Source organism: Streptomyces sp. NPDC002088, assembly GCF_040296605.1.
In the GTDB taxonomy this organism is placed as follows: Bacteria; Actinomycetota; Actinomycetes; order Streptomycetales; family Streptomycetaceae; genus Streptomyces.
Window position 1 is genome coordinate 547,572 of the sequence record NZ_JBEOXO010000003.1, and the last position, 18,997, is coordinate 566,568.

General features: G+C 69.8%; 21 protein-coding genes. 12 read left to right on the top strand and 9 right to left on the bottom strand.

All coding sequences use genetic code 11. The features are described from left to right. Position 1 precedes the first annotated feature (1 nt). The 7 genes from ABT114_RS09705 (at position 2) to ABT114_RS09735 (ending at position 6,279) form a co-directional block, all read left to right on the top strand. Positions 2-919 carry an SCO2523 family variant P-loop protein gene (locus tag ABT114_RS09705; protein ID WP_351140419.1) on the top strand — a complete coding sequence of 306 codons (918 nt, stop codon included), beginning with the start codon at positions 2-4 and terminating at the stop codon, positions 917-919. Further along, a complete protein-coding gene (locus tag ABT114_RS09710; RefSeq protein WP_351140421.1) occupies positions 916-1,899 on the top strand; it encodes an SCO2522 family protein in 984 nt (327 codons plus the stop codon). Before ABT114_RS09705 ends, ABT114_RS09710 begins: the two co-directional genes overlap by 4 nt. A 1-nt stretch (position 1,900) precedes the next feature. Then, positions 1,901-2,881, top strand: coding sequence for an SCO2521 family protein (locus ABT114_RS09715; RefSeq protein ID WP_351140423.1), 981 nt, complete (start codon positions 1,901-1,903; stop codon positions 2,879-2,881). A gap of 39 nt (positions 2,882-2,920) precedes the next feature. Beyond that, complete coding sequence (locus tag ABT114_RS09720) at positions 2,921-3,910, top strand: hypothetical protein (protein WP_351140424.1); 990 nt, start codon at positions 2,921-2,923, stop codon at positions 3,908-3,910. A gap of 156 nt (positions 3,911-4,066) precedes the next feature. Beyond that, positions 4,067-4,813, top strand: a complete 747-nt coding sequence (recO, locus tag ABT114_RS09725) for a DNA repair protein RecO (protein WP_351140425.1) — start codon at positions 4,067-4,069, stop codon at positions 4,811-4,813. Positions 4,814-4,845: 32 nt separating this feature from the next. Further along, positions 4,846-5,682: an isoprenyl transferase gene (locus tag ABT114_RS09730; RefSeq protein WP_351140426.1), complete on the top strand. Its 837-nt coding sequence runs from the start codon at positions 4,846-4,848 to the stop codon at positions 5,680-5,682. A 69-nt stretch (positions 5,683-5,751) separates the two neighbouring features. Continuing rightward, the gene (locus ABT114_RS09735) at positions 5,752-6,279 is read left to right on the top strand and encodes a YcxB family protein (protein ID WP_351140428.1); all 528 of its coding nucleotides are present in this window, start codon (positions 5,752-5,754) and stop codon (positions 6,277-6,279) included. A gap of 8 nt (positions 6,280-6,287) precedes the next feature. Here the strand turns inward: ABT114_RS09735 and ABT114_RS09740 are convergent, their stop codons facing one another. The 4 genes from ABT114_RS09740 to ABT114_RS09755 are packed head-to-tail and all read right to left on the bottom strand — an operon-like array spanning position 6,288 to position 9,419. Continuing rightward, positions 6,288-6,710 (bottom strand): Fur family transcriptional regulator, encoded by a 423-nt coding sequence (locus ABT114_RS09740; RefSeq protein WP_351140430.1) that lies wholly within the window; start codon positions 6,708-6,710, stop codon positions 6,288-6,290. 59 nt (positions 6,711-6,769) lie between these two features. After that, on the bottom strand, positions 6,770-7,672 hold the full coding sequence (locus ABT114_RS09745; RefSeq protein WP_351140432.1) for a metal ABC transporter permease: 903 nt from the start codon (positions 7,670-7,672) through the stop codon (positions 6,770-6,772). Further along, complete coding sequence (locus tag ABT114_RS09750; protein ID WP_351140434.1) at positions 7,672-8,439, bottom strand: metal ABC transporter ATP-binding protein; 768 nt, start codon at positions 8,437-8,439, stop codon at positions 7,672-7,674. Before ABT114_RS09750 ends, ABT114_RS09745 begins: the two co-directional genes overlap by 1 nt. A 20-nt stretch (positions 8,440-8,459) precedes the next feature. Further along, on the bottom strand, positions 8,460-9,419 hold the full coding sequence (locus ABT114_RS09755; RefSeq protein WP_351140437.1) for a metal ABC transporter substrate-binding protein: 960 nt from the start codon (positions 9,417-9,419) through the stop codon (positions 8,460-8,462). 183 nt (positions 9,420-9,602) lie between these two features. Here ABT114_RS09755 and ABT114_RS09760 point away from each other — a divergent pair, with 183 nt between their 5' ends. Then, positions 9,603-10,985: a glycine--tRNA ligase gene (locus tag ABT114_RS09760; protein WP_351140439.1), complete on the top strand. Its 1,383-nt coding sequence runs from the start codon at positions 9,603-9,605 to the stop codon at positions 10,983-10,985. A gap of 59 nt (positions 10,986-11,044) precedes the next feature. On the opposite strand, the gene ABT114_RS09765 is transcribed toward ABT114_RS09760, so the two are convergent. Further along, a complete protein-coding gene (locus ABT114_RS09765; protein WP_351140441.1) occupies positions 11,045-12,166 on the bottom strand; it encodes an endonuclease/exonuclease/phosphatase family protein in 1,122 nt (373 codons plus the stop codon). A 299-nt stretch (positions 12,167-12,465) separates the two neighbouring features. Further along, positions 12,466-13,194, bottom strand: coding sequence for an SDR family oxidoreductase (locus tag ABT114_RS09770; RefSeq protein ID WP_351140443.1), 729 nt, complete (start codon positions 13,192-13,194; stop codon positions 12,466-12,468). A 163-nt stretch (positions 13,195-13,357) separates the two neighbouring features. Here ABT114_RS09770 and ABT114_RS09775 point away from each other — a divergent pair, with 163 nt between their 5' ends. After that, on the top strand, positions 13,358-13,834 hold the full coding sequence (locus tag ABT114_RS09775) for an RrF2 family transcriptional regulator (protein ID WP_351140564.1): 477 nt from the start codon (positions 13,358-13,360) through the stop codon (positions 13,832-13,834). A 41-nt stretch (positions 13,835-13,875) separates the two neighbouring features. Here ABT114_RS09775 and ABT114_RS09780 read toward each other — a convergent pair whose 3' ends face one another. Beyond that, positions 13,876-14,544 (bottom strand): nitroreductase, encoded by a 669-nt coding sequence (locus ABT114_RS09780; RefSeq protein ID WP_351140445.1) that lies wholly within the window; start codon positions 14,542-14,544, stop codon positions 13,876-13,878. A 148-nt stretch (positions 14,545-14,692) separates the two neighbouring features. Here ABT114_RS09780 and ABT114_RS09785 point away from each other — a divergent pair, with 148 nt between their 5' ends. From ABT114_RS09785 to ABT114_RS09795, 3 genes are all read left to right on the top strand, one after another. Then, positions 14,693-15,343, top strand: coding sequence for an FMN-dependent NADH-azoreductase (locus ABT114_RS09785; RefSeq protein ID WP_351140447.1), 651 nt, complete (start codon positions 14,693-14,695; stop codon positions 15,341-15,343). Between the two features lie 107 nt (positions 15,344-15,450). Further along, entirely contained in the window at positions 15,451-16,461 is a 1,011-nt protein-coding gene (locus tag ABT114_RS09790; RefSeq protein WP_351140449.1) for an aldo/keto reductase, read from the top strand. A gap of 25 nt (positions 16,462-16,486) precedes the next feature. After that, the gene (locus ABT114_RS09795; protein WP_351140451.1) at positions 16,487-17,086 is read left to right on the top strand and encodes a TetR/AcrR family transcriptional regulator; all 600 of its coding nucleotides are present in this window, start codon (positions 16,487-16,489) and stop codon (positions 17,084-17,086) included. Positions 17,087-17,172: 86 nt separating this feature from the next. Here ABT114_RS09795 and ABT114_RS09800 read toward each other — a convergent pair whose 3' ends face one another. Next, positions 17,173-17,388, bottom strand: coding sequence for a hypothetical protein (locus tag ABT114_RS09800; RefSeq protein ID WP_351140453.1), 216 nt, complete (start codon positions 17,386-17,388; stop codon positions 17,173-17,175). 138 nt (positions 17,389-17,526) lie between these two features. Continuing rightward, positions 17,527-18,954, bottom strand: a complete 1,428-nt coding sequence (locus tag ABT114_RS09805) for an MFS transporter (RefSeq protein WP_351140455.1) — start codon at positions 18,952-18,954, stop codon at positions 17,527-17,529. Between the last annotated feature and the right edge of the window lie 43 nt (positions 18,955-18,997).

The window sequence follows — 18,997 nt, forward strand, 5'->3', positions numbered from 1 at the left end:
CGTGCTCGTCTTCGCCGCCTCCGACAAGGGGGGCACCGGCCGCTCGGTCACGAGCGCCAACCTCGCCTACCGCAGAGCCCTCGACGGGGACGACGTCTGTTACCTCGACTTCGACTTCGGCTCGCCCACCGCCCCGGCCGTCTTCGACATCCCCGACGTCCTCCAGGAAGCCGAAGGGCGCGGCCTGCACTCGTATCTGAAAGGCGAAACCGGCGAACCCCTGCGCGTCGACATCTGGGCCCGTACGGAGCATTACGTCCTGCGCGACAAACCCGACCGCTCCGGACGGCTCGTTCTGCTGCCCGGAGACCGCAGCGGCGGCGAATTCGTCACCGACACGGAGAACCTCCACCGCTGCGTGGACCTGATCCTCCGGCTGAAGCGCGAATTCAATGTGATCGTCGTGGACCTGAGCGCCGGCCGCAGCTACGCGATGGACCTGGCACTCGCCGCCACCGCGCAGGAGGAGTTACGGCGCATCAAAGCCCGCTGGCTCATCTACCACCGCTGGACCCGCCAGCACGTGATGGCCGCCGCCGAACTCGTCGGTGGAAAACAGGGCATCGTGAGCGCCGGCGAGGAAATGGGGCACGACCGGCAGGCGCTGCTCGGCTCCATCCGTTTCGTACGGGCCGCCGTGCCCGATCTCGAATCGTCGCTGTGGTCGCAGATGCCGCCCGCCCAGTCGGCGTGGATGCGCCAGTACAACAAACAGCTGGAGACCATTGCCGCAGACCTGGGTATCGGCAGGAGCAGAGTTCTGGGATCGGTGCCGCTGGAACCCGTCCTGCAATTGCGGGAACAGCTCATCACCGACCAGGACGTCCTCGACAGCCGGATCGCCAACATCGAGACCTGGCAGGCGATGGGCGTACTCGCCGAGCGGCTGGCCGACGACAAGTACTGGGGGCAGCTGTGAGCGGAACCGGAGCCGCCTTCCAGGAGACCAGCGCCCAGCCGCGTACCGAGGCCGTGCCCTTCTCCCATCTCTCCCTGGAAATCGGCCACTTGTACATGGAGGACTTCGCGGAGGGCCCCGAGCGGCTGTACCACCACTTCACCTCCGTACGGCCCTGGGTGGAGGCCGCCCGCGCCTCGGTGCCCGCGCTCCCGGACGGCAAGCGGTCGAGGGTCAGCACCTGTTTCCTGATCGACGACTACTTCAGCCGCCTCGCCACCCCCGCCGAGCTCTTACCGCCCCTGCTGAAGGCGGCCGAGCGGGCCGGCCTGACCATCGACTACCTGGCCCGCGAGTCCGGCTGCGCCTGCACCGACCCGAAGCGGCCCGAGCGCGGCGGACTCGCCGAGGCCGTCCTGAACCGGCTCGTCGAGACACCTCCGCCCGGCAGCAGGGGCTTCCGCCCGCCCCTCGGTCAGATCGGCTGGCTCAGCAACGGCCGCCGCGCCCCCGACCGGCGCACCACGGCCGCCCTCAACACCGCCGCCGCCTGGCAGCCGCCCAGCGAGACCGGCGCCCGCGGCCACTCCGTCTTCGTCGACGTCGAGCTGTGGGACGAGCACACCGGCAGCCGCGTCTGGTCCTGCGCCTTCCTGGCCGCCGTATGGCAGCTGGCCCGCCTGGGGCTGCTCCGCGACAAGGGCAGTGCCGTCCTCACCCCCACCGCCTGGGACGCGGCCGCCTTCCCCGAGGACTGGGACGCCCTGCCGCCCCTGCTTCGGCTCAACCCGTCGGCGGCGCACTTCGCGGCGTACTACACGTGCAGTGTGCTCCCGTCCCGCTTTCTGCCCGTCGAGCACGCGGTCCGGGTCATACTCGAACAGACCCACGTGGACGCCGGAGCGCAGGCCCAGGTGGTCGCGCGTGCCGCCGCCGAGAAGTTCACCGTGCCGGAGGGTGTCGTGGAGCGCACGTCCTACGTGTTCCCGCCGGGGCTGTGACATGGGCGCGACGGGAGAGACGGCACGCCCGGTCCTCGCCTGCGGCGAGGTGCGCACCTGTCTGCTGCCGTGCCGCGAGGCGGTGAGCGCGGCCGTCGCCGAACGGCTGCTGCGGCTGCGCGCCGACGAACAGGTCCGCAAGTCGGAGCGCCCCAACCTGTACGTGGTGTCTCCCGAGGTGCTCACCGGCGTCGACTGCCGGCTGCCCACCGCCAACAAGGCCAAGGTCCGCGTGGTCGGCACGGTCGCGGCCCGCGCGAGCCTCACCGACGGCCGCGTCCTCCAGGCGTCGGCGTACTTCTCGGCTCCGGCGGCGGGCCCGGACCGACGCCGGCCGTGGGGCTACTACCTGGTCCGACCCGGCGTGCTGGTCCCCGTCGGCAGACTCCCCGAAACAGCGGTCGGCAACGGCTTCCTGGCGCATGATCAGATAGTCGGCGGCGACGAACTGGACGTCGGCTCCGTGGCCGAGGGCCTCCTCGGCACGATCTCCCGCAACCGCCTGCTCGTCGACTACGACGTCCCCCTCACCTCCCGCACCACCAGCCTGCGGTGGGCCGCACTGCCCGCGGCGGCGGGTGCGGGCGTGTCGCTGGAGCGCTTCACGGTCGCCGAAGGAGGTCTGCGCCTGGTCGAGTTGAGGGTGCCGGACGGCGTCGAACCCACCGCCGTGGCCCGGCTCGCCGAGGATTTCGCCGTCCATGACTGGTTGTTGACGACAGTCGTTGACAAACTCGACGGTATCCGGCTCGGATCCGTGGACGGGGCAGCCGCGCTGAAGGTGCTGGGCCCGCTCGTCGACCATCTGCTGCACCTGTGGATGCCGAGAGCGCGGGTGGACCGAAGGCTCGCCGCCCTGTGGGACGTACTCGAAGAGGACCCCGGGTTCAGCCGGCAGTGGCACACCCAGGTTCAGCGCGTCCGTGACCAACTGGCCCTACGGGCCGCCACGGCGCAGCGAGAGTCCCTGGCGACGCCCTGACCGTGCACAGCAGCTCGATCCCGACGGGGGAGAAACGAGATGAACGCTCCGATATCTACGCGCAACAACGACGGAACGGCCGGCCGAGGGGACCGGCGGGGGAACGACGACGGCGCACGGTCGCTGCTGCAGAAGCTCCTGGTCACCGTGGTGACAGGTGGTGTGGCCTATGTGCTCACCAACGTCATCTCCCCGGGGCCGGACGATCTGTGGCGGGTGGTCCTGTCCGTCCTCTTCGGCGGGGCGATCCTGATCGTCCAGTTCATGATCACCTTCGCGCAGCAGCTGGGCGAGCTGAGAGGCGTGGTCGAGCAGCGCTTCGTCGACATCGGCGAGGCGACCAAGCTCTTCAACGAGGTGGAACAGCTGCGGGGCGACGGGGTGCCCCGGCTGGCCGAGTACGCCACGAAAGTGGTCGCCAAGGGGCCCAGGATCCTGCACGACTTCGCGGGCCAGGAGATCGAACGCCTCGCCGGGTACATGTACAACTTCGCCAACCTCAACGCCAAGTCCCCGGGCGAGAACCACGACTGGATGCTGACCCTCACCAAGTGCGCCACGACCTCCATCGACGCCATCAGCACCTCCCCCGTCGACGCCGACTTCTGGAGCAGCGAGCCCGCCGGCCGTTATCTGGAGGCACAGCGCGTGGCGATCGAGGACCCGCAGCGCAGGGTCAAGGTGCGGCGCCTGTTCGTCGTGAAGCAGCCCGAGGACATCGCGTTGCTCGACGAACTCTGCGAGGAGCAGCAGAGCATCGGCATCGAGGTGAGGGTCGTGGCCCTGGCGCAGCTCCCGATCAACGCCCAGCGGGGCAAGATGATCGACTTCATCATCTTCGACGGGGCACTGTCCTACGAGATCACCGCGGACCAGATGGGCGTGCCCTCGTGGACCACGGTGGACGCCACCGAGAAGGAAGTACAGGAGCGGGTCAAGCGCTTCGCCGAGCTGTGGAACATCAGCTCGAACGGATTACCGGACTCAGTCCGGGCGACGACGACACCGCCCGAGCCGGGCGGGTCCTGACTCCCACGTCCCGCGGGGCGGGTGCGTCAGGTGTTCCGTGGGCCACCGTCGTCGGATTCCCGCGAGATCAGCGTGCGGTGAGGTGCCCTGGAGCGGAGCCGGGCGGAAAGGGCCGTCCGGCCCGCCGCGCATCCGCCGTAGGCGACAATGGACCCCATGAGTCTGTTCCGCGACGACGGCATCGTGCTGCGCACCCAGAAGCTGGGTGAGGCGGACCGGATCATCACACTGCTCACCCGCGGTCACGGCCGGGTGCGGGCGGTGGCCCGTGGGGTGCGGCGGACGAAGTCGAAGTTCGGGGCCCGCCTCGAACCCTTCTCCCATGTGGACGTGCAGTTCTTCGCGCGGGGGAGCGAGCTGGTCGGGCGCGGACTGCCGCTGTGCACACAGAGCGAGACCATCGCTCCGTACGGTGGCGGGATCGTCACCGACTACGCCCGGTACACCGCCGGGACCGCCATGCTGGAGACCGCCGAGCGGTTCACCGACCACGAGGGCGAGCCCGCCGTCCAGCAGTACATGCTGCTCGTCGGCGCCCTGCGCACCCTCGCCCGTGGTGAGCACGCACCGCACCTCGTCCTCGACGCCTTCCTGCTGCGTTCCCTCGCCGTCAACGGCTACGCGCCGAGCTTCGGCGACTGCGCGAAGTGCGGAATGCCCGGGCCGAACCGATTCTTCTCAGTGGCGTCCGGAGGGTCTTTGTGCGTGGACTGCCGGGTGCCGGGGAGTGTCGTACCCTCGCCGGCGACCCTCGAACTGCTCGGCGCGCTGCTTACGGGAGACTGGGAGACCGCGGACGCCTGCGAGCCGCGGCACGTCCGGGAGGGCAGCGGGCTGGTGTCCGCCTACCTGCACTGGCATCTGGAGCGCGGGCTGCGTTCGCTTCGGTACGTAGAGAAATGAAGCAGTAAGCCGTAAGAGGAGACGAGAAGCACATGGTCGTACGCGGGATCCTGGGGCGCCAGCGCCCCGAGTACAGGACGCCGGAACCGCACCCGTCCGGCGCCCGCCCGCCGAAGCTCCCCGGTGAGCTGATCCCGAAGCATGTGGCGATCGTCATGGACGGGAACGGCCGCTGGGCCAAGGAGCGCGGGCTGCCCCGCACCGAGGGGCACAAGGTCGGTGCCGAGCGCGTGCTGGACGTGTTGCAGGGCGCGGTCGAGATCGGCGTCGGCAGCATCTCCCTGTACGCCTTCTCCACCGAGAACTGGAAGCGCTCGCCCGACGAGGTGCGCTTCCTGATGAACTTCAACCGCGACTTCATCCGCAAGACCCGCGACACCCTCGACGAGCTCGGCATCCGGGTGCGCTGGGTGGGTCGGATGCCCAAGCTGTGGAAGTCGGTGGCCAAGGAACTCCAGGTCGCCCAGGAGCAGACCAAGGACAACGACAGGCTCACGCTGTACTTCTGCATGAACTACGGCGGGCGTGCGGAGATCGCGGATGCCGCGCAGGCCCTCGCCGAGGACGTGAAGGCGGGCCGGCTCGATCCGTCGAAGGTCAACGAGAAGACCCTCTCGAAGTACATGTACTACCCGGACATGCCGGACGTGGACCTGTTCCTGCGCCCCAGCGGCGAGCAGCGCACCTCCAACTACCTGCTCTGGCAGAGCGCGTACGCCGAGATGGTCTTCCAGGACGTGCTGTGGCCCGACTTCGACCGCCGTGACCTGTGGCGCGCCTGTGTCGAATTCGCCTCGCGCGACCGGCGGTTCGGCGGTGCGATCCCGAACGAGGAGCTGCTGGCGATGCAGGGCGATCAAGAAGGGTGACCCGCTGGCCCGGTAGGCCTCCCGCGCCCTGGCATTCTGGTCACCGTGATCGCTTCCGGGGAGGATGTGGTGGCAGTGCTGCAGGGGGCGGGCGAGCGGGTCGAGGTCGCGTACGAGCCGGACCGGGACGACGTACGGCATCTGATGTCCGTATGGCTGCGGACCTCGAAGACCGGGCGGGGGCTGCTGGTGCGGTTCGTGCTCTTCGTGCTGGTGGTCGTCGGATTCGGCGCGTGGATGCTCTCGTCCGGCGGCATCAGCGGTTCGTTCGTGGCGGAGGCCGCCCTCACCGGTCTCTTCGTCTTCGTGATCACGCCCTGGTTCTACGTACGGGCCCTGCGCCGGCGGATCGTCGGGCGAGGGCCGTGCCGGGTCGTCGTCGAGCCGGCCGGGATCACGGTCGCGCAAGGGGAGGAGCAGTCGCAGCGGGACTGGTCCTCGGTCACCCGGTACGTCGAGACGCCCGAGCGGTTCCTGCTGCTCGCCACCGACGACCGGATCGCTTCGGGGGTGCTGCTGCCCAAGCGTGGCATAAGAGAGCCCGGAGGCGCCGACGGCCTCCGGGCTCTGCTCGACCGGCACAGCCGCCGGGTCTGACCCAGGAATCAGGCCTGCCGGGTCACCGCCGCGCAGTCCGCGCACGTACCGAAGATCTCCACCGTGTGCGCGACGTTGACGTACCCGTGCTCCGCCGCGATGGCCTCCGCCCACTTCTCGACGGCCGGGCCCGCCACCTCCACCGCCTTGCCGCACACGCGGCAGACCAGGTGATGGTGGTGCTCACCCGTGGAGCAACGCCGGTAGACGGACTCGCCGTCGGAGGTGCGCAGGACATCGACCTCGCCGGCGTCGGCGAGGGACTGGAGGGTGCGGTAGACCGTGGTCAGGCCCACCGAGTCGCCCTTGTGCTTGAGCATGTCGTGCAGGTCCTGCGCGCTGCGGAACTCGTCGACCTCGTCGAGCGCCGCCGCCACGGCGGCACGCTGCCTGGTGGAGCGGCCCTTCACGGGCGGTCCAGCGGTCGTCACGGGTTGCCTCCTCACGTCTGCGCCTGCCGGGCCATTGTGCCAGCCAAGCCTGTCAGCGGTCAGACGCCTACCTTGCCATCAGCCCCTCTGCTGGCCGGAATCGCACACTCTGCCGGGTCCCCGGCGGGTTGCGCGGCGGCGAGCGCCCGGGCGCGGCGCCTGGCCAGCGGAGCGGCCAGTGCCGTCAGCGCCACGAAGGCCGCGATCGTCAGCAGCACGATCGTCGCGCCGGGCGGCACGTTCTGGTAGTACGAGGTGACCGTACCGCCGATCGTCACGGTCACGCCGATGGCGACGGCGATCGCGAAGGTCGCCGCGAAGCTGCGGGTGAGCTGCTGGGCAGCGGCCACCGGAACCACCATCAGGGCCGAGACCAGCAGCAGGCCGACCACGCGCATCGCGACCGTCACCGTGACCGCCGCCGTGATCGCCGTCAGCAGGTTCAGCGCGCGTACCGGCAGGCCCGTCACCCGCGCGAACTCCTCGTCCTGGCTGACCGCGAAGAGCTGGCGGCGCAGGCCCAGGGTGACCAGCACGACGAAGGCCGCGAGCAGGCAGATCGCCGTCACGTCGGACTCGGACACCGTCGAGAGCGAGCCGAACAGGTACGACGTCAGGTTCGCGTTCGAGCCCGTCGGCGCGAGGTTGATGAACATGACGCCGCCGGCCATACCGCCGTAGAAGAGCATCGCGAGGGCGATGTCGCCGCGTGTCCTGCCGTACCAGCGGATCAGCTCCATCAGGACCGCGCCGAGGACGGAGACACCCGTCGCCATCCACACCGGCGAGGTGTTCAGCAGGAAGCCGAGGCCGACGCCCGTCATCGCCACGTGGCCGATGCCGTCGCCCATCAGGGCCTGGCGGCGCTGCACGAGGTAGATGCCGACGGCGGGCGCGGTGATGCCGACCAGGACGGCGGCGAGCAGGGCCCGCTGCATGAAGGCGTAGTTCAGGAGGTCCATCAGCTCAGCAGTCCCGTCCGGATCGGTTCGGCGTCGTGAGCCGCGTGCGGGTGTACGTGGTCGTGGCCGGGCAGGGCGTGCTGGCCCACCGCGGCCGGGGGCGGGCCGTCGTGCAGGACGCAGCCGTCGCGCAGGACGACGGCGCGGTCGATCAGCGGCTCCAGCGGGCCCAGCTCGTGCAGGACGAGCAGCACGGTCGCGCCCTGGGAGACCTGCTCGCGCAGGGTCGCCGCGAGGATCTCCTGGCTGGCCAGGTCGACGCCCGCCATCGGTTCGTCCATGATCAGCAGCTCGGGTTCGGCGGCGAGCGCGCGGGCGATGAGCACGCGCTGGTGCTGGCCGCCGGAGAGCGCGTTGACCGAGTCCTTCGCCCGGTCCGCCATGCCGACCAGTTCCAGGGCCCGCCGTACGGCCTCGTGGTCGGCCTTGCGGAGCATGCCGAAGCGGGCCCGGGACAGCCGCCCCGAGGCGACGATCTCGGTGACCGTCGCGGGCACCCCGCCCGCTGCCGTGGTGCGCTGCGGTACGTAGCCGACCCGCCGCCAGTCGCGGAAGCGGCCGCGCGGGGTGCCGAACAGCTCGATCGCGCCGGCGCTGACCGGCACCTGGCCGATGACGCTGCGCACGGCGGTCGACTTGCCCGAGCCGTTCGCGCCGAGCAGCGCGACGACCTCCCCGCGGTGCACGGTGAGGTCGATTCCGCGCAGGACGGGGCGCGAACCCAGCTCGGCGCGCACGCCGCGCAGCGATATGACGGGCTCGCTCATGCCTGCGTCCTCCTTGGAGATCACTTGGCGCCCAGGGCGGTCTGCAGCGCCTTGAGGTTCGCTTCCTGGACCGAGAAGTAGTCGGTGCCCCGGGACTTGTCCGTGATGCCCTCGATCGGGTCGAGGACGTCCGTCTTCAGGCCCGCGTCCGCGGCGACCGTCTCGGCGGTCTTGCCGCTGACGAGCGTCTCGTAGAACACGGTCGTGACGCCGTCGGCCTTCGCCATCTTCTCAAGCTCCTTCACCCGGTTCGCGCTCGGCTCCGACTCGGGATCGAGGCCGCTGATGGCCTCCTCGGTGAGGCCGTAGCGCTCGGCGAGGTAGCCGAAGGCGGCGTGCGTGGTGATGAAGACCTTGGAGTCGGTGTTCGCCAGGCCTTCCTCGAACCGGGTGTCCAGGTCGTCGAGCTTGGCGACCAGGGCCGCGGTGTTCTTCTTGTAGTCGGCCGCGTGGTCCGGGTCGGCCTTCTCGAAGGCCGCTCCGACGCCCTTGGCGACCTCGGCGTACTTCACCGGGTCCAGCCAGATGTGGGGGTCCTGGCCGGCGGACTCCTCGCCCTCGTGGGTGTCGTGCTCGGCCGCGTGGCCGCCGACCTCGTTGCCGTGCTGCTCCAGCGTGGTCAGGGAAGCGGCGTCGATCTTCGTCTTCACTTCGGACTGACTGACGGCGTCGTCGATGGTGGGCTGGAGGTTCTTGAGGTAGAGCACCGCGTCGGACTCCTCGAGCTGCACCCGCTGCTGGGCGCTGATCTCGAGGTCGTGCGGCTCCTGGCCGGGCTTGGTGAGGCTGGTGACGTGCACATGGCTCCCGCCGATCTGCTCGGCGAGGAAGGCCATCGGGTAGAACGACGCGACGACGTCGAACTTGTCCGTGTTGCCCGCGGCCGCGCTGTCGGTCGAGCAGCCGGAGAGGGCTCCGAGCCCGAGGGCGGTGGCCGCGGCGACCGCGACCCCGGATATGCACTGTCGTCGTACGTTCATGACAGTCATTTTCAACAAATATGGAAACCGTTGTCAACAAGGGCCCGGGTAAGGGCCCGGTGAGCCCCTGACGGCCCCCGGAGCCCGGCCCGATTTGATTGAGGGGGAGCCCCCGCCGGTACCCTGAAGCATTCGCTGGAAGCATCTCGCTTCGTCGCCCGTCGTCGTTATGAAGAGAGCACCGTGGCCGCCGACAAGATCGACACCATCGTCAGCCTGAGCAAGCGCCGTGGCTTCGTATTCCCTTGTAGTGAGATCTACGGCGGCCAGCGCGCCGCCTGGGACTACGGACCGCTGGGCGTCGAGCTCAAGGAGAACCTGAAGCGCCAGTGGTGGCGCTACATGGTGACGTCGCGCGAGGACGTGGTCGGTATCGACTCGTCCGTGATCCTGGCCCCCGAGGTCTGGGTCGCCTCCGGCCACGTCGCCACCTTCACGGACCCGCTGACCGAGTGCACCTCGTGCCACAAGCGGTTCCGCGCGGACCACCTGGAAGAGGCCTACGAGGCCAAGCACAAGCGCCTGCCGGAGAACGGCCTGGCGGACGTGAACTGCCCCAACTGTGGCAACAAGGGCCAGTTCACCGAGCCCAAGCAGTTCTCGGGCCTCCTCTCCACCCACCTCGGCCCGACCCAGGACAGCGGCTCCGTCGCCTACCTGCGCCCCGAGACCGCCCAGGGCATCTTCACCAACTTCGCCCAGGTGCAGACCACCTCGCGCCGCAAGCCGCCGTTCGGCATCGCCCAGATGGGCAAGTCCTTCCGCAACGAGATCACGCCCGGCAACTTCATCTTCCGCACCCGCGAGTTCGAGCAGATGGAGATGGAGTTCTTCGTCAAGCCGGGCGAGGACGAGAAGTGGCAGGAGTACTGGATGGAGCAGCGCTGGAACTGGTACACCGGCCTGGGCCTGCGCGAGGAGAACATGCGGTGGTACGACCACCCGAAGGAGAAGCTCTCCCACTACTCCAAGCGCACCGCCGACATCGAGTACCGCTTCCAGTTCGGCGGCAACGAGTGGGGTGAGCTCGAGGGCGTCGCCAACCGCACGGACTACGACCTGGGCGCGCACTCCAAGGCGTCCGGCCAGGACCTCTCCTACTTCGACCAGGAGGCGGGCGAGCGCTGGACCCCGTACGTCATCGAGCCGGCCGCCGGTGTGGGCCGCGCGATGCTCGCGTTCCTCCTCGACGCCTACATCGAGGACGAGGCCCCGAACGCCAAGGGCAAGCTGGAGAAGCGCACGGTGCTGCGCCTGGACCACCGCCTGGCCCCGGTCAAGGTCGCGGTCCTGCCCCTCTCCCGCAACCCGGAGCTGTCCCCGAAGGCCAAGGGGCTTGCCTCGGCCCTCCGCCAGCACTGGAACATCGAGTTCGATGACGCCGGCGCCATCGGTCGCCGCTACCGCCGTCAGGACGAGATCGGCACCCCGTACTGCGTGACGGTCGACTTCGACACGCTGGACGACAACGCGGTCACTGTCCGCGAGCGTGACTCCATGAAGCAGGAGCGCGTGTCGCTGGACCAGATCGAGGGGTACCTGGCGAGCCGCCTGATCGGCTGCTGACGCCTCTCCCACGGTCACTCGGTGCCGGGCCCCTCCAAAGGGGCCCGGCACCGTCGTGTCTAGAGGTCCAGGTCCGCGTAGAGCGCGGCGTGGTCGGAGGCCTCGTTCGCTTTCGAGGTCACGGTGTCGAAGGACTTGACGGCCGGGGGCGCGAAGATCCCGCGCCGCTCGACGCCCACGTGCTGCACCCGGTCGAACAAGGTGGGCGGCAGCAGGAGGTAGTCGAGCTTGTCGTTCGGTGTGGTGCCCTGCCCGTGAGTGCCGGGGTCACCCCGGTAGGCGGGGTGGCTCATCGCGTCCCTCAGGCCGGTGTCCAGCAGCGCCCTGACCGGTTCGCTGTCCAGGGGGTCGTTGAGGTCCCCGGCGACCACGACGTGCGGGGAGCGCTCCAGGGCGGCGCGGTGGATCCGCGCGACCTGCCTGGCCTGGGCCAGGCGTAGCGCCGGGTCGTCGTTGCTCTTGCTCTTGAGGTGGTTGCCGAGGAGCCACAGGGGCGTCCCGTCGAGGTCGATCTCGAACTCGGGGCAGTCGCGGCTGAACACCGGCCCGCCGTCGGGATGGTCCGGGTCGGTGTCGAAGATGTGGGACCTGATGGACGTGATCGGGTGGCGGCTGAGAATCCCGACGTCGATGCCGCGGCTGTCGTTGCCGTCGACCAGCATGTTGAAGGGATACGGCCGCTTCCCCAACAACCCGCCCAGAACATGCCGGTTGAAGCGGTCCAGGGTGAGCCGGTCCTCGACCTCGACCGTGAGCAGGATGTCGGCGTCGACCTCGGCGACCACCCGGCCGGTGTTCTTCACCGCGTCCCAGTCGAGGTCGTCCCGCACGAGCTCCGCCCAACCGGCCCACTTCGCACGGCCCTTGGCGAAGACGTTGACGCGGAAGTCCGCGTCGCCCGGCCGCCCGACCGTCTTGAAGAGCATGCCGCTGCCACCGCGGGTCTGGTTGATGAAGATCGGCGAGGGGTCCTCGGGATCCACCGCATAGGCCCGGTGCTTCTTGATGAGCTCGGCGATCCGTGCCTTCGTCGCGTCCTCGTAGACCGGCAGGTCGAGCAGGGAGACCAACTCGGCGAAGTCGTCCAGGACTTCCCTGCGCTGCGCGTCGTCGGGCAGGCCGAAGACCTTGGGGCGGCGGAAGAGGTTCTCCGCGTTGAAGGTGCCGATACGGATGGTCATGGCGGGCCTCCCTCGGGCGGCGCGAAGCACCGCGCGGCCGGCGGCAGGCGCCGCCGGGAGACTGCTCGCCGACAACTCCCATTGTCCGAGGCGGGATGAACCGTGTCCAACGGAGCCGATCGGTCCCACGGCCCGGCCGGCCGTTGCGCTGGGAGCGAGGCCGGCCGTGGAAGGGAGGGGGCTGAAGGCGGCCTTCCAGTGGCGGCAGTCCAGGCCGCCGTGCCGAGGTCTTGTCATCACCCACGGCGGGCCAGGGGTCGGCTCTCTGCGGTCTGCGCGCCCGAGAGGGGGCGAGTGGGTCAGGAGAGCCAGTCGGCGTAGCGGGTGGGGGCGAGGTGAGCGTCCTTGTCGGTGAGGACGTCACCCTTGACGACGCCGAACATGCCGGCGGTGGGGTCGGTGACGACGGTGCGGTTGTCGCCCTTGTGGGACAGGGTGATCCGGCCCAGCTCGTCCAGGGAGAAGATCTCGGGGCCGGCGATGTTGCGAGTGCCGTTCAGCGGGGCGCCCGCGGCGACCTCCGCCACCGCGGCGGCCACGTCCTTGGCGGCGATCGGCTGGATCGGCGTCGCGGGCAGCCGGACGGTGTCGCCCTCGGCGGTCCAGGACATGACCGCGTCGATGAACTCCATGAACTGCGTCGCGCGGACGATCGAGTAGGGGATCGGTCCGGCCTTGAGGATGTTCTCCTGGAGCGCCTTGGCCTTGTAGTAGTCCAGCTCCGGCACCTGGTCCGTGCCGACGATCGAGAGGATGACGAAGTGGCCGACGCCGCCCTTCTGGGCCGCGGCCAGGAGGTTGTCCATCGAGGTCTGGAAGAAGGCCGGGGAGGCTTCGTCGAAGGTCGGGGAGTTCGTCAGGTTGACGACGACGTCGGCTCCCGCCACCGCCTCGTCCAGTCCCTGGCCGCTGATGATGTCGACTCCGGTGGACTGCGAGTGCGGTACCGCCTCGTGCCCGGCGGCGTTCAGGTTCTTGACGACCTGTGACCCGATCAGCCCGGTACCGCCGATGACTGCGAACTTCATGACATGCCTTTCGTCGGGGGTATGTCCGCAATATGGCATATGAACCACTAGGTGGTCGCGCCGTGGTCGCGGTGCGCGCCAAACTCGGACATCTTTTGTCCGAGACTATACACGGACACAAGTTATCCGAGTCAATCGGTCTGATTAGAGTGGTCGGGTGAAGATGTCCGGCGGAGTCGAGTGGGCCCTGCATTGCTGCGTCGTGCTCACGTCGGTCGAGGAGCCTGTCCCCGCGACCAAGCTGGCGGAGCTGCACGACGTCTCGGCCAGCTACCTGGCCAAACAGCTACAGGCGCTCTCCCGGGCCGGGCTCGTGCGCTCGGTCCAGGGCAAGGCGGGCGGCTACGTACTCACCCGGGAACCCGCCTCGATCACGGTGCTCGACGTGGTCGAAGCGGTCGACGGCCCCGGTCAGGCGTTCACCTGCACGGAGATCCGTCAGCGGGGCCCGCTGGCCACCCCGGCCGAGTCGTGCACCGCGCCTTGCCCGATCGCCCGCGCGATGACCGGGGCGGACGCGGCCTGGCGAGAAGCGCTGCGCGCCGTCTCCATTGCCGATCTGGTCCAGGATGTAGCCTCCGCCTCCGGCCCCCCGGCGATGGCCCGCATCGGCGCGTGGCTGACCACGCCGGAAGCCTGAGGCCCCGGACGGACGACAGCGCCTGCTCGCCGCGGGCGGTGTCAGTAGCCGTCGACGAACGTGACCGTCTCGTCGAGCGGTGCCCGGCCCGTACGGGCGTCACCCACCGTGACGTCCTCGAATCCGATCGACATGCCGCAGAAGAGGATCAGCTCGTCCGGGGGTGACAGGACCTCCGCGACGGACTTGTGAAATTTCGCCCACGCCATCTGGGTACAGCTGTGCAGGCCTTCGGCGCGGAGCAGCAGCATGACGGTCTGCAGATACATGCCGACGTCGGACCATTGGGGTGAGCCCAGGTCGCGGTCGATGTAGCAGAACAGGGCGGCGGGTGCGCCGAAGCAGTCCCAGTTCGCGGAAGCGGCCCTCTGGCGCGCCTCTATGTCCTCGCGCGCAATACCGAGTGCGCCGTAGCGCTGCCGGCCGAAGGCGGATCGGCGCTCGCGGTACGGGGACTTCAGTACGGGGGGGTACTGCTCGTACTCCGGCTCGTCCCAGGAGTCGCCTGCGGCCAGACGCTCGCCGGCGCGCTTCTTGAGCTCGGCCAGCGGCGCGCCGGTCAGAACGTAGGCGCGCCACGGCTGGAGGTTTGAAGCGGAGGGCGCACAGGCCGCGGCGGACAGCACGCGCTCCAGCGTCTCCCTCGGGACCTGCCGGTCGGTGAATCCGCGCACCGCCCGTCGGCTCGTGACCGCCTCGTAGACGTCCATGATCGCCTGACTCCCATCTGCTCAACGTACCCCCCTCCGTTACACTCGCGATGGTATCATTCAATACTGTCTCGATCGAAACTATCGTCGAGTGTGAATCCTCAGCCCTTGGCTCCCTGCCTCGGGCACCGCTCTTTGGAGAAAGCCCATGGTCACGCTGCTGCACATCGACTCGTCCGTACTCCCCGGCGAGGCGTCCTCGTCCCGTTCGGTCGCGGCCGCCTTCCGCGAGGCCTGGGAGGAGCAGCACCCGGAGGGTGCGGTGATCTACCGCGACCTCGCCGCCAACCCTGTCCCGCACATAACCGCCACCGCCTGGACCGCCGGTTTCGCCGCCCCGTCCGAGCGCACCCCGGAGCAGTCGGCCGCGTTCGCCGAGCGCGTGAAGCTCATCGAGGAGCTGGAGCAGGCGGATGCCGTCCTGATCGGCGCCCCCATGCACAACTTCTCGATCCCGTCGACCCTCAAGGCGTGGCTGGACAACGTGCTCCTGCTCGGCCGCACCGCGGGCGAGACCCCCTCCGCCCAGGGCACCCCGGTCGTCGTCGTCGCCAGCCGCGGCGGCTCCTACGCGCCGGGCACCCCGCGCGAGGGTTATGAGTTCGTACAGAACTACCTGGAGGCCGTCCTCAAGGGCACCCTCGGCCTGGACCTCGACTTCATCGTCCCGGAACTCACCATGGCCCCCCGCAACCCGGCCATGTCCGAACTGGTCCCCCTCTACGAAGCCTCCCGCGAGCGCGCCTTCGAGGACGCGACCGCCAAGGCCAAGGAACTCGCGGAGCGCCTCGCCGCGTAACTCCTGGGACTCCCGGTCCACGGATGCCGTGTGACGCGGCCGGGGAATGCGGCGCATGACAGCTGACAGATATTGAAATCTGTCAACTGTCATGGAAGGGTGGTCGCATGACGATTCGAACTCGCACCCTCGGCACCACCGGCCCCCAGGTCTCCGCCCTCGGTCTCGGCTGCATGGGCATGTCCGCCTTGTACGGCGACGCGGACCGGGCCGAGTCCATCGCTACCATCCATGCCGCGCTCGAGGCGGGCGTGACGCTGCTCGACACCGGCGACTTCTACGGCATGGGCCACAACGAGATGCTGATCGGAGAGGCCCTGCGCTCGGCCCCCGCGGCCCGGCGCGAACAGGCCCTGGTCAGTGTGAAGTTCGGGGCGCTGCGCGACCCGGACGGCGGCTGGAGCGGATACGACGGACGGCCCGCCGCCGTGAAGAACTTCGCCGCCTACTCGCTTCAGCGTCTCGGCGTGGACCACATCGACGTCTACCGCATCGCCCGGCTCGACCCGGACGTACCGATCGAGGAGACGGTCGGCGCGATCGCCGAACTGATCGAGAAGGGGTATGTCCGTCACGTCGGCCTCAGTGAGGTCGGCGCGGAGACGATCCGCAAGGCCGCGGCCACCGCGCCGATCGCGGACCTCCAGATCGAGTACTCGCTGATCTCGCGCGGCATCGAGGCGTCGATCCTGCCGACCACCCGCGAGCTGGGCATCTCCATCACGGCGTACGGAGTCCTCTCGCGCGGGCTGATCTCCGGGCACTTCACCGCCGACCGGCAGCTCGCGGTGAACGACTTCCGTGCCTACTCACCCCGCTTCCAGGGCGAGAACCTCCAGCACAACCTGAACCTGGTGGAGGCGCTGCGGAAGATCGCCGAGCAGAAGGGCGTCTCCGTCGCGCAGATCGCGATCGCCTGGGTGCTGGCCCAGGGCGAGGACATCGTTCCGCTGATCGGGGCCCGGAGCCGGGAGCGGCTCACGGAGTCGCTGGGCGCGCTGGACGTCGTACTGGACGACGCGGACCTCGCCGCGATCGAGGAGGCCGTTCCGGCCGACGCCGCCGCCGGTGAGCGCTACGCGGCCGCCGCCATGGCCCACCTCGACAGCGAGCGCTGATCACGGTGCCGGGTACGGTCTAGCCATGGCACCGACCACCGCGACCCTGACCGCCGAGCGCATCCTCGAAGCGACCGAGGACGTGCTGCGCCGACACGGCCCCGCCAAGGCCACCGTGGTCGATGTGGCCCGCGCACTCGGCGTCAGCCACGGCAGCGTCTACCGGCACTTCCGCACGAAGGCCGCACTGCGCGAGGCGGTCACGAAGCGGTGGCTGGATCGTACGGCGGAGTCCCTCGCCGGGATCGCGTCGGACGAGGGACGCACCCCGGAGACCCGGCTGCGCGACTGGCTCGCCGGCCTGTTCGAGGCCAAGCGCCGCAAGGCGGGCGACGACCCCGAGCTGTTCGCCACGTACATGGTGCTGACCGGGGAGAACGGCAAGGTGGTCGGCGAGCACGTCGACGACCTGACCGGCCAGCTGACCCGGATCATCGAGGTGGGCGTGGCGGTGGGCGACTTCACCGCCCCCGACCCGGCGACCTCGGCCCGCGCCGTCTTCCAGGCCACCGGCCGCTTCCACGACCCCGGCTACTACCTGGTGTGGGAGCGGCCGGACGCCGGGGACGACTTCACGGCGCTGGTGGATCTGCTGCTCCAAGGGCTGCGGCGGCCGCGGGCCTAGTCACCGGCATGGGGCCTGTCCTCCCGCCGTACACCGCCAGAAGTCGCGCATCGTCGTACGGAGATGACTCCCCGAGCTCCGGGAAGTCATCGCGACGCCTGCGCCTCCGACGGATCCACCGTGGCCTGGTGGGCCTCGGCCAGGTGCTCCTGTGCCTTCAGCCAGGGCAGGAACTGCGCCCCCTGCTGCCAGCCGCACGTCTCGCATCTGATCGTGCGCTGTACGCCCGAGCGCTGCACCCTGACCACGTGCTCGCGCCCGTGCTGGTCCCAGCGGGTCACCTTGCTCGTGTTGATCGGCATGACGCCTCCAGCGGTCACGTCCGGGCAAACCTCGGCCAGCAAGGAGTGTGCAGCAAGAACAACATCAACAGTGGTTTCTTCGCGGCGAGTTGGCCAAGCCGTGCCCTGGCCCCCAAGCCTCCCGCACCCGGCCCCGGTTCAGCCGATCGTCCGTGGCAGCCGCAGGCCGAGCAGCCCCGTCAGCGCCACCCCCGCGAGCTGGACCAGCAGCGTCGTCACCAGGGCGTCGCGCATGCCCAGGCCCGGGACCAGGGACAGGAAGAGGGTGCCGAGCGTGGCCACGCCCAGCGCGAGCGCCGACTGCTGGGTGGTGATCATGACGCCGCTGCCGACGCCGGCCCGGGCGGTCGGTACCTCGGAAAGGACGATCCGGAAGATCACGGGGAGTTGGAGTGCCTGACCGGCGCCCGCGATCGCCGCCCCGGGGAGCAGTTCGATGAAGCCCAGGTCCGGCCAGGAGCGCCAGGCGGCCAGGGCCATCAGGCCCACGCCCAGCCCCTGGATCACGGCGCCGGCGGGCACGACACGCGTGCCGTACCGGGTCACCAGGCGCGGTCCGGCGAGGGACACGCAGAAGAACACGACGGCCATGGGGGCCAGCGCCAGTCCCGCCGGGACCGGGCCCAGGCCCGCACCCCGCTGGAGCGCCACCGCGATCACGAACATGAAGCCACTGAAGCCGAGGGAGAACGGCAGGATGAGCATCAGCCCGCGCCGCAGCGAGACCAGCGCGAACAGGCTCGGCGGCACCAGCGGCGTACGGCCCTGCCGGTCCGCCCGGCGCTCCACCGCGTAGAACGCCGCCGCCACGAACGGGAACGCCGCCAGCGACAGCCACGTCCACAGCGGCCAGCCCGCCGACCGGCCCTCGGTCAGCGGGGCGAGCAGCGTCAGCAGCGACAAGGCGAGCAGCACGGTGCCGGGGCCGTCCACCGGCTCGGGGCGCTGGGAACGGGTCTCCGGCACGGTCCTGGCGGCCAGCACCAGGCCGACGACCACCACGGGCACGTTCACCAGGAACACCGATCGCCAGCCGGTGCCCGCGATGTCGGCGGCGACCAGGATCCCGCCGAGGATCTGCCCGGCCACCATGGACAGGCCGGCCGTCGCGCCGTACAGGCCCATCGCCTTCGCGCGGCGCCGGCCCGAGGTCGTCGCCTGGATGGTGGCGAGCACCTGCGGGAGCATCGCGGCGGACGCCGCGCCCTGCGCGACCCGGGCGGCGACCAGGGTCCAGGCGTCCGGGGCCAGCCCGCACGCCAGGGAGGTCAGGCCGAAGGCCGCCATACCGCCCAGGAAGAGCCGGCGGCGGCCGAACAGGTCCCCGAGGCGGCCGCCCAGGACGAGCAGGACGGCGTACGCGAGTCCGTACCCGGAGATGACGAGTTCGAGGACGGACTCGCTCGCGGAGAGGTCGGCGCCCATGCTGGGCAGGGCGACGTTGACGATGAAGAAGTCGATGAGCGGCAGCGCGGCCGCGAGCAGCACGGTGAAGAGGCCGGGGCCGCCGAGCGCGGGTGGCGCCGAGGGGGACCGGACGGTGGGCGAAGCGATGGTTTCGGTCACGGTCACGAGCCTGCGCCGACCTTCAGGCTGGTACCAGAGTGTC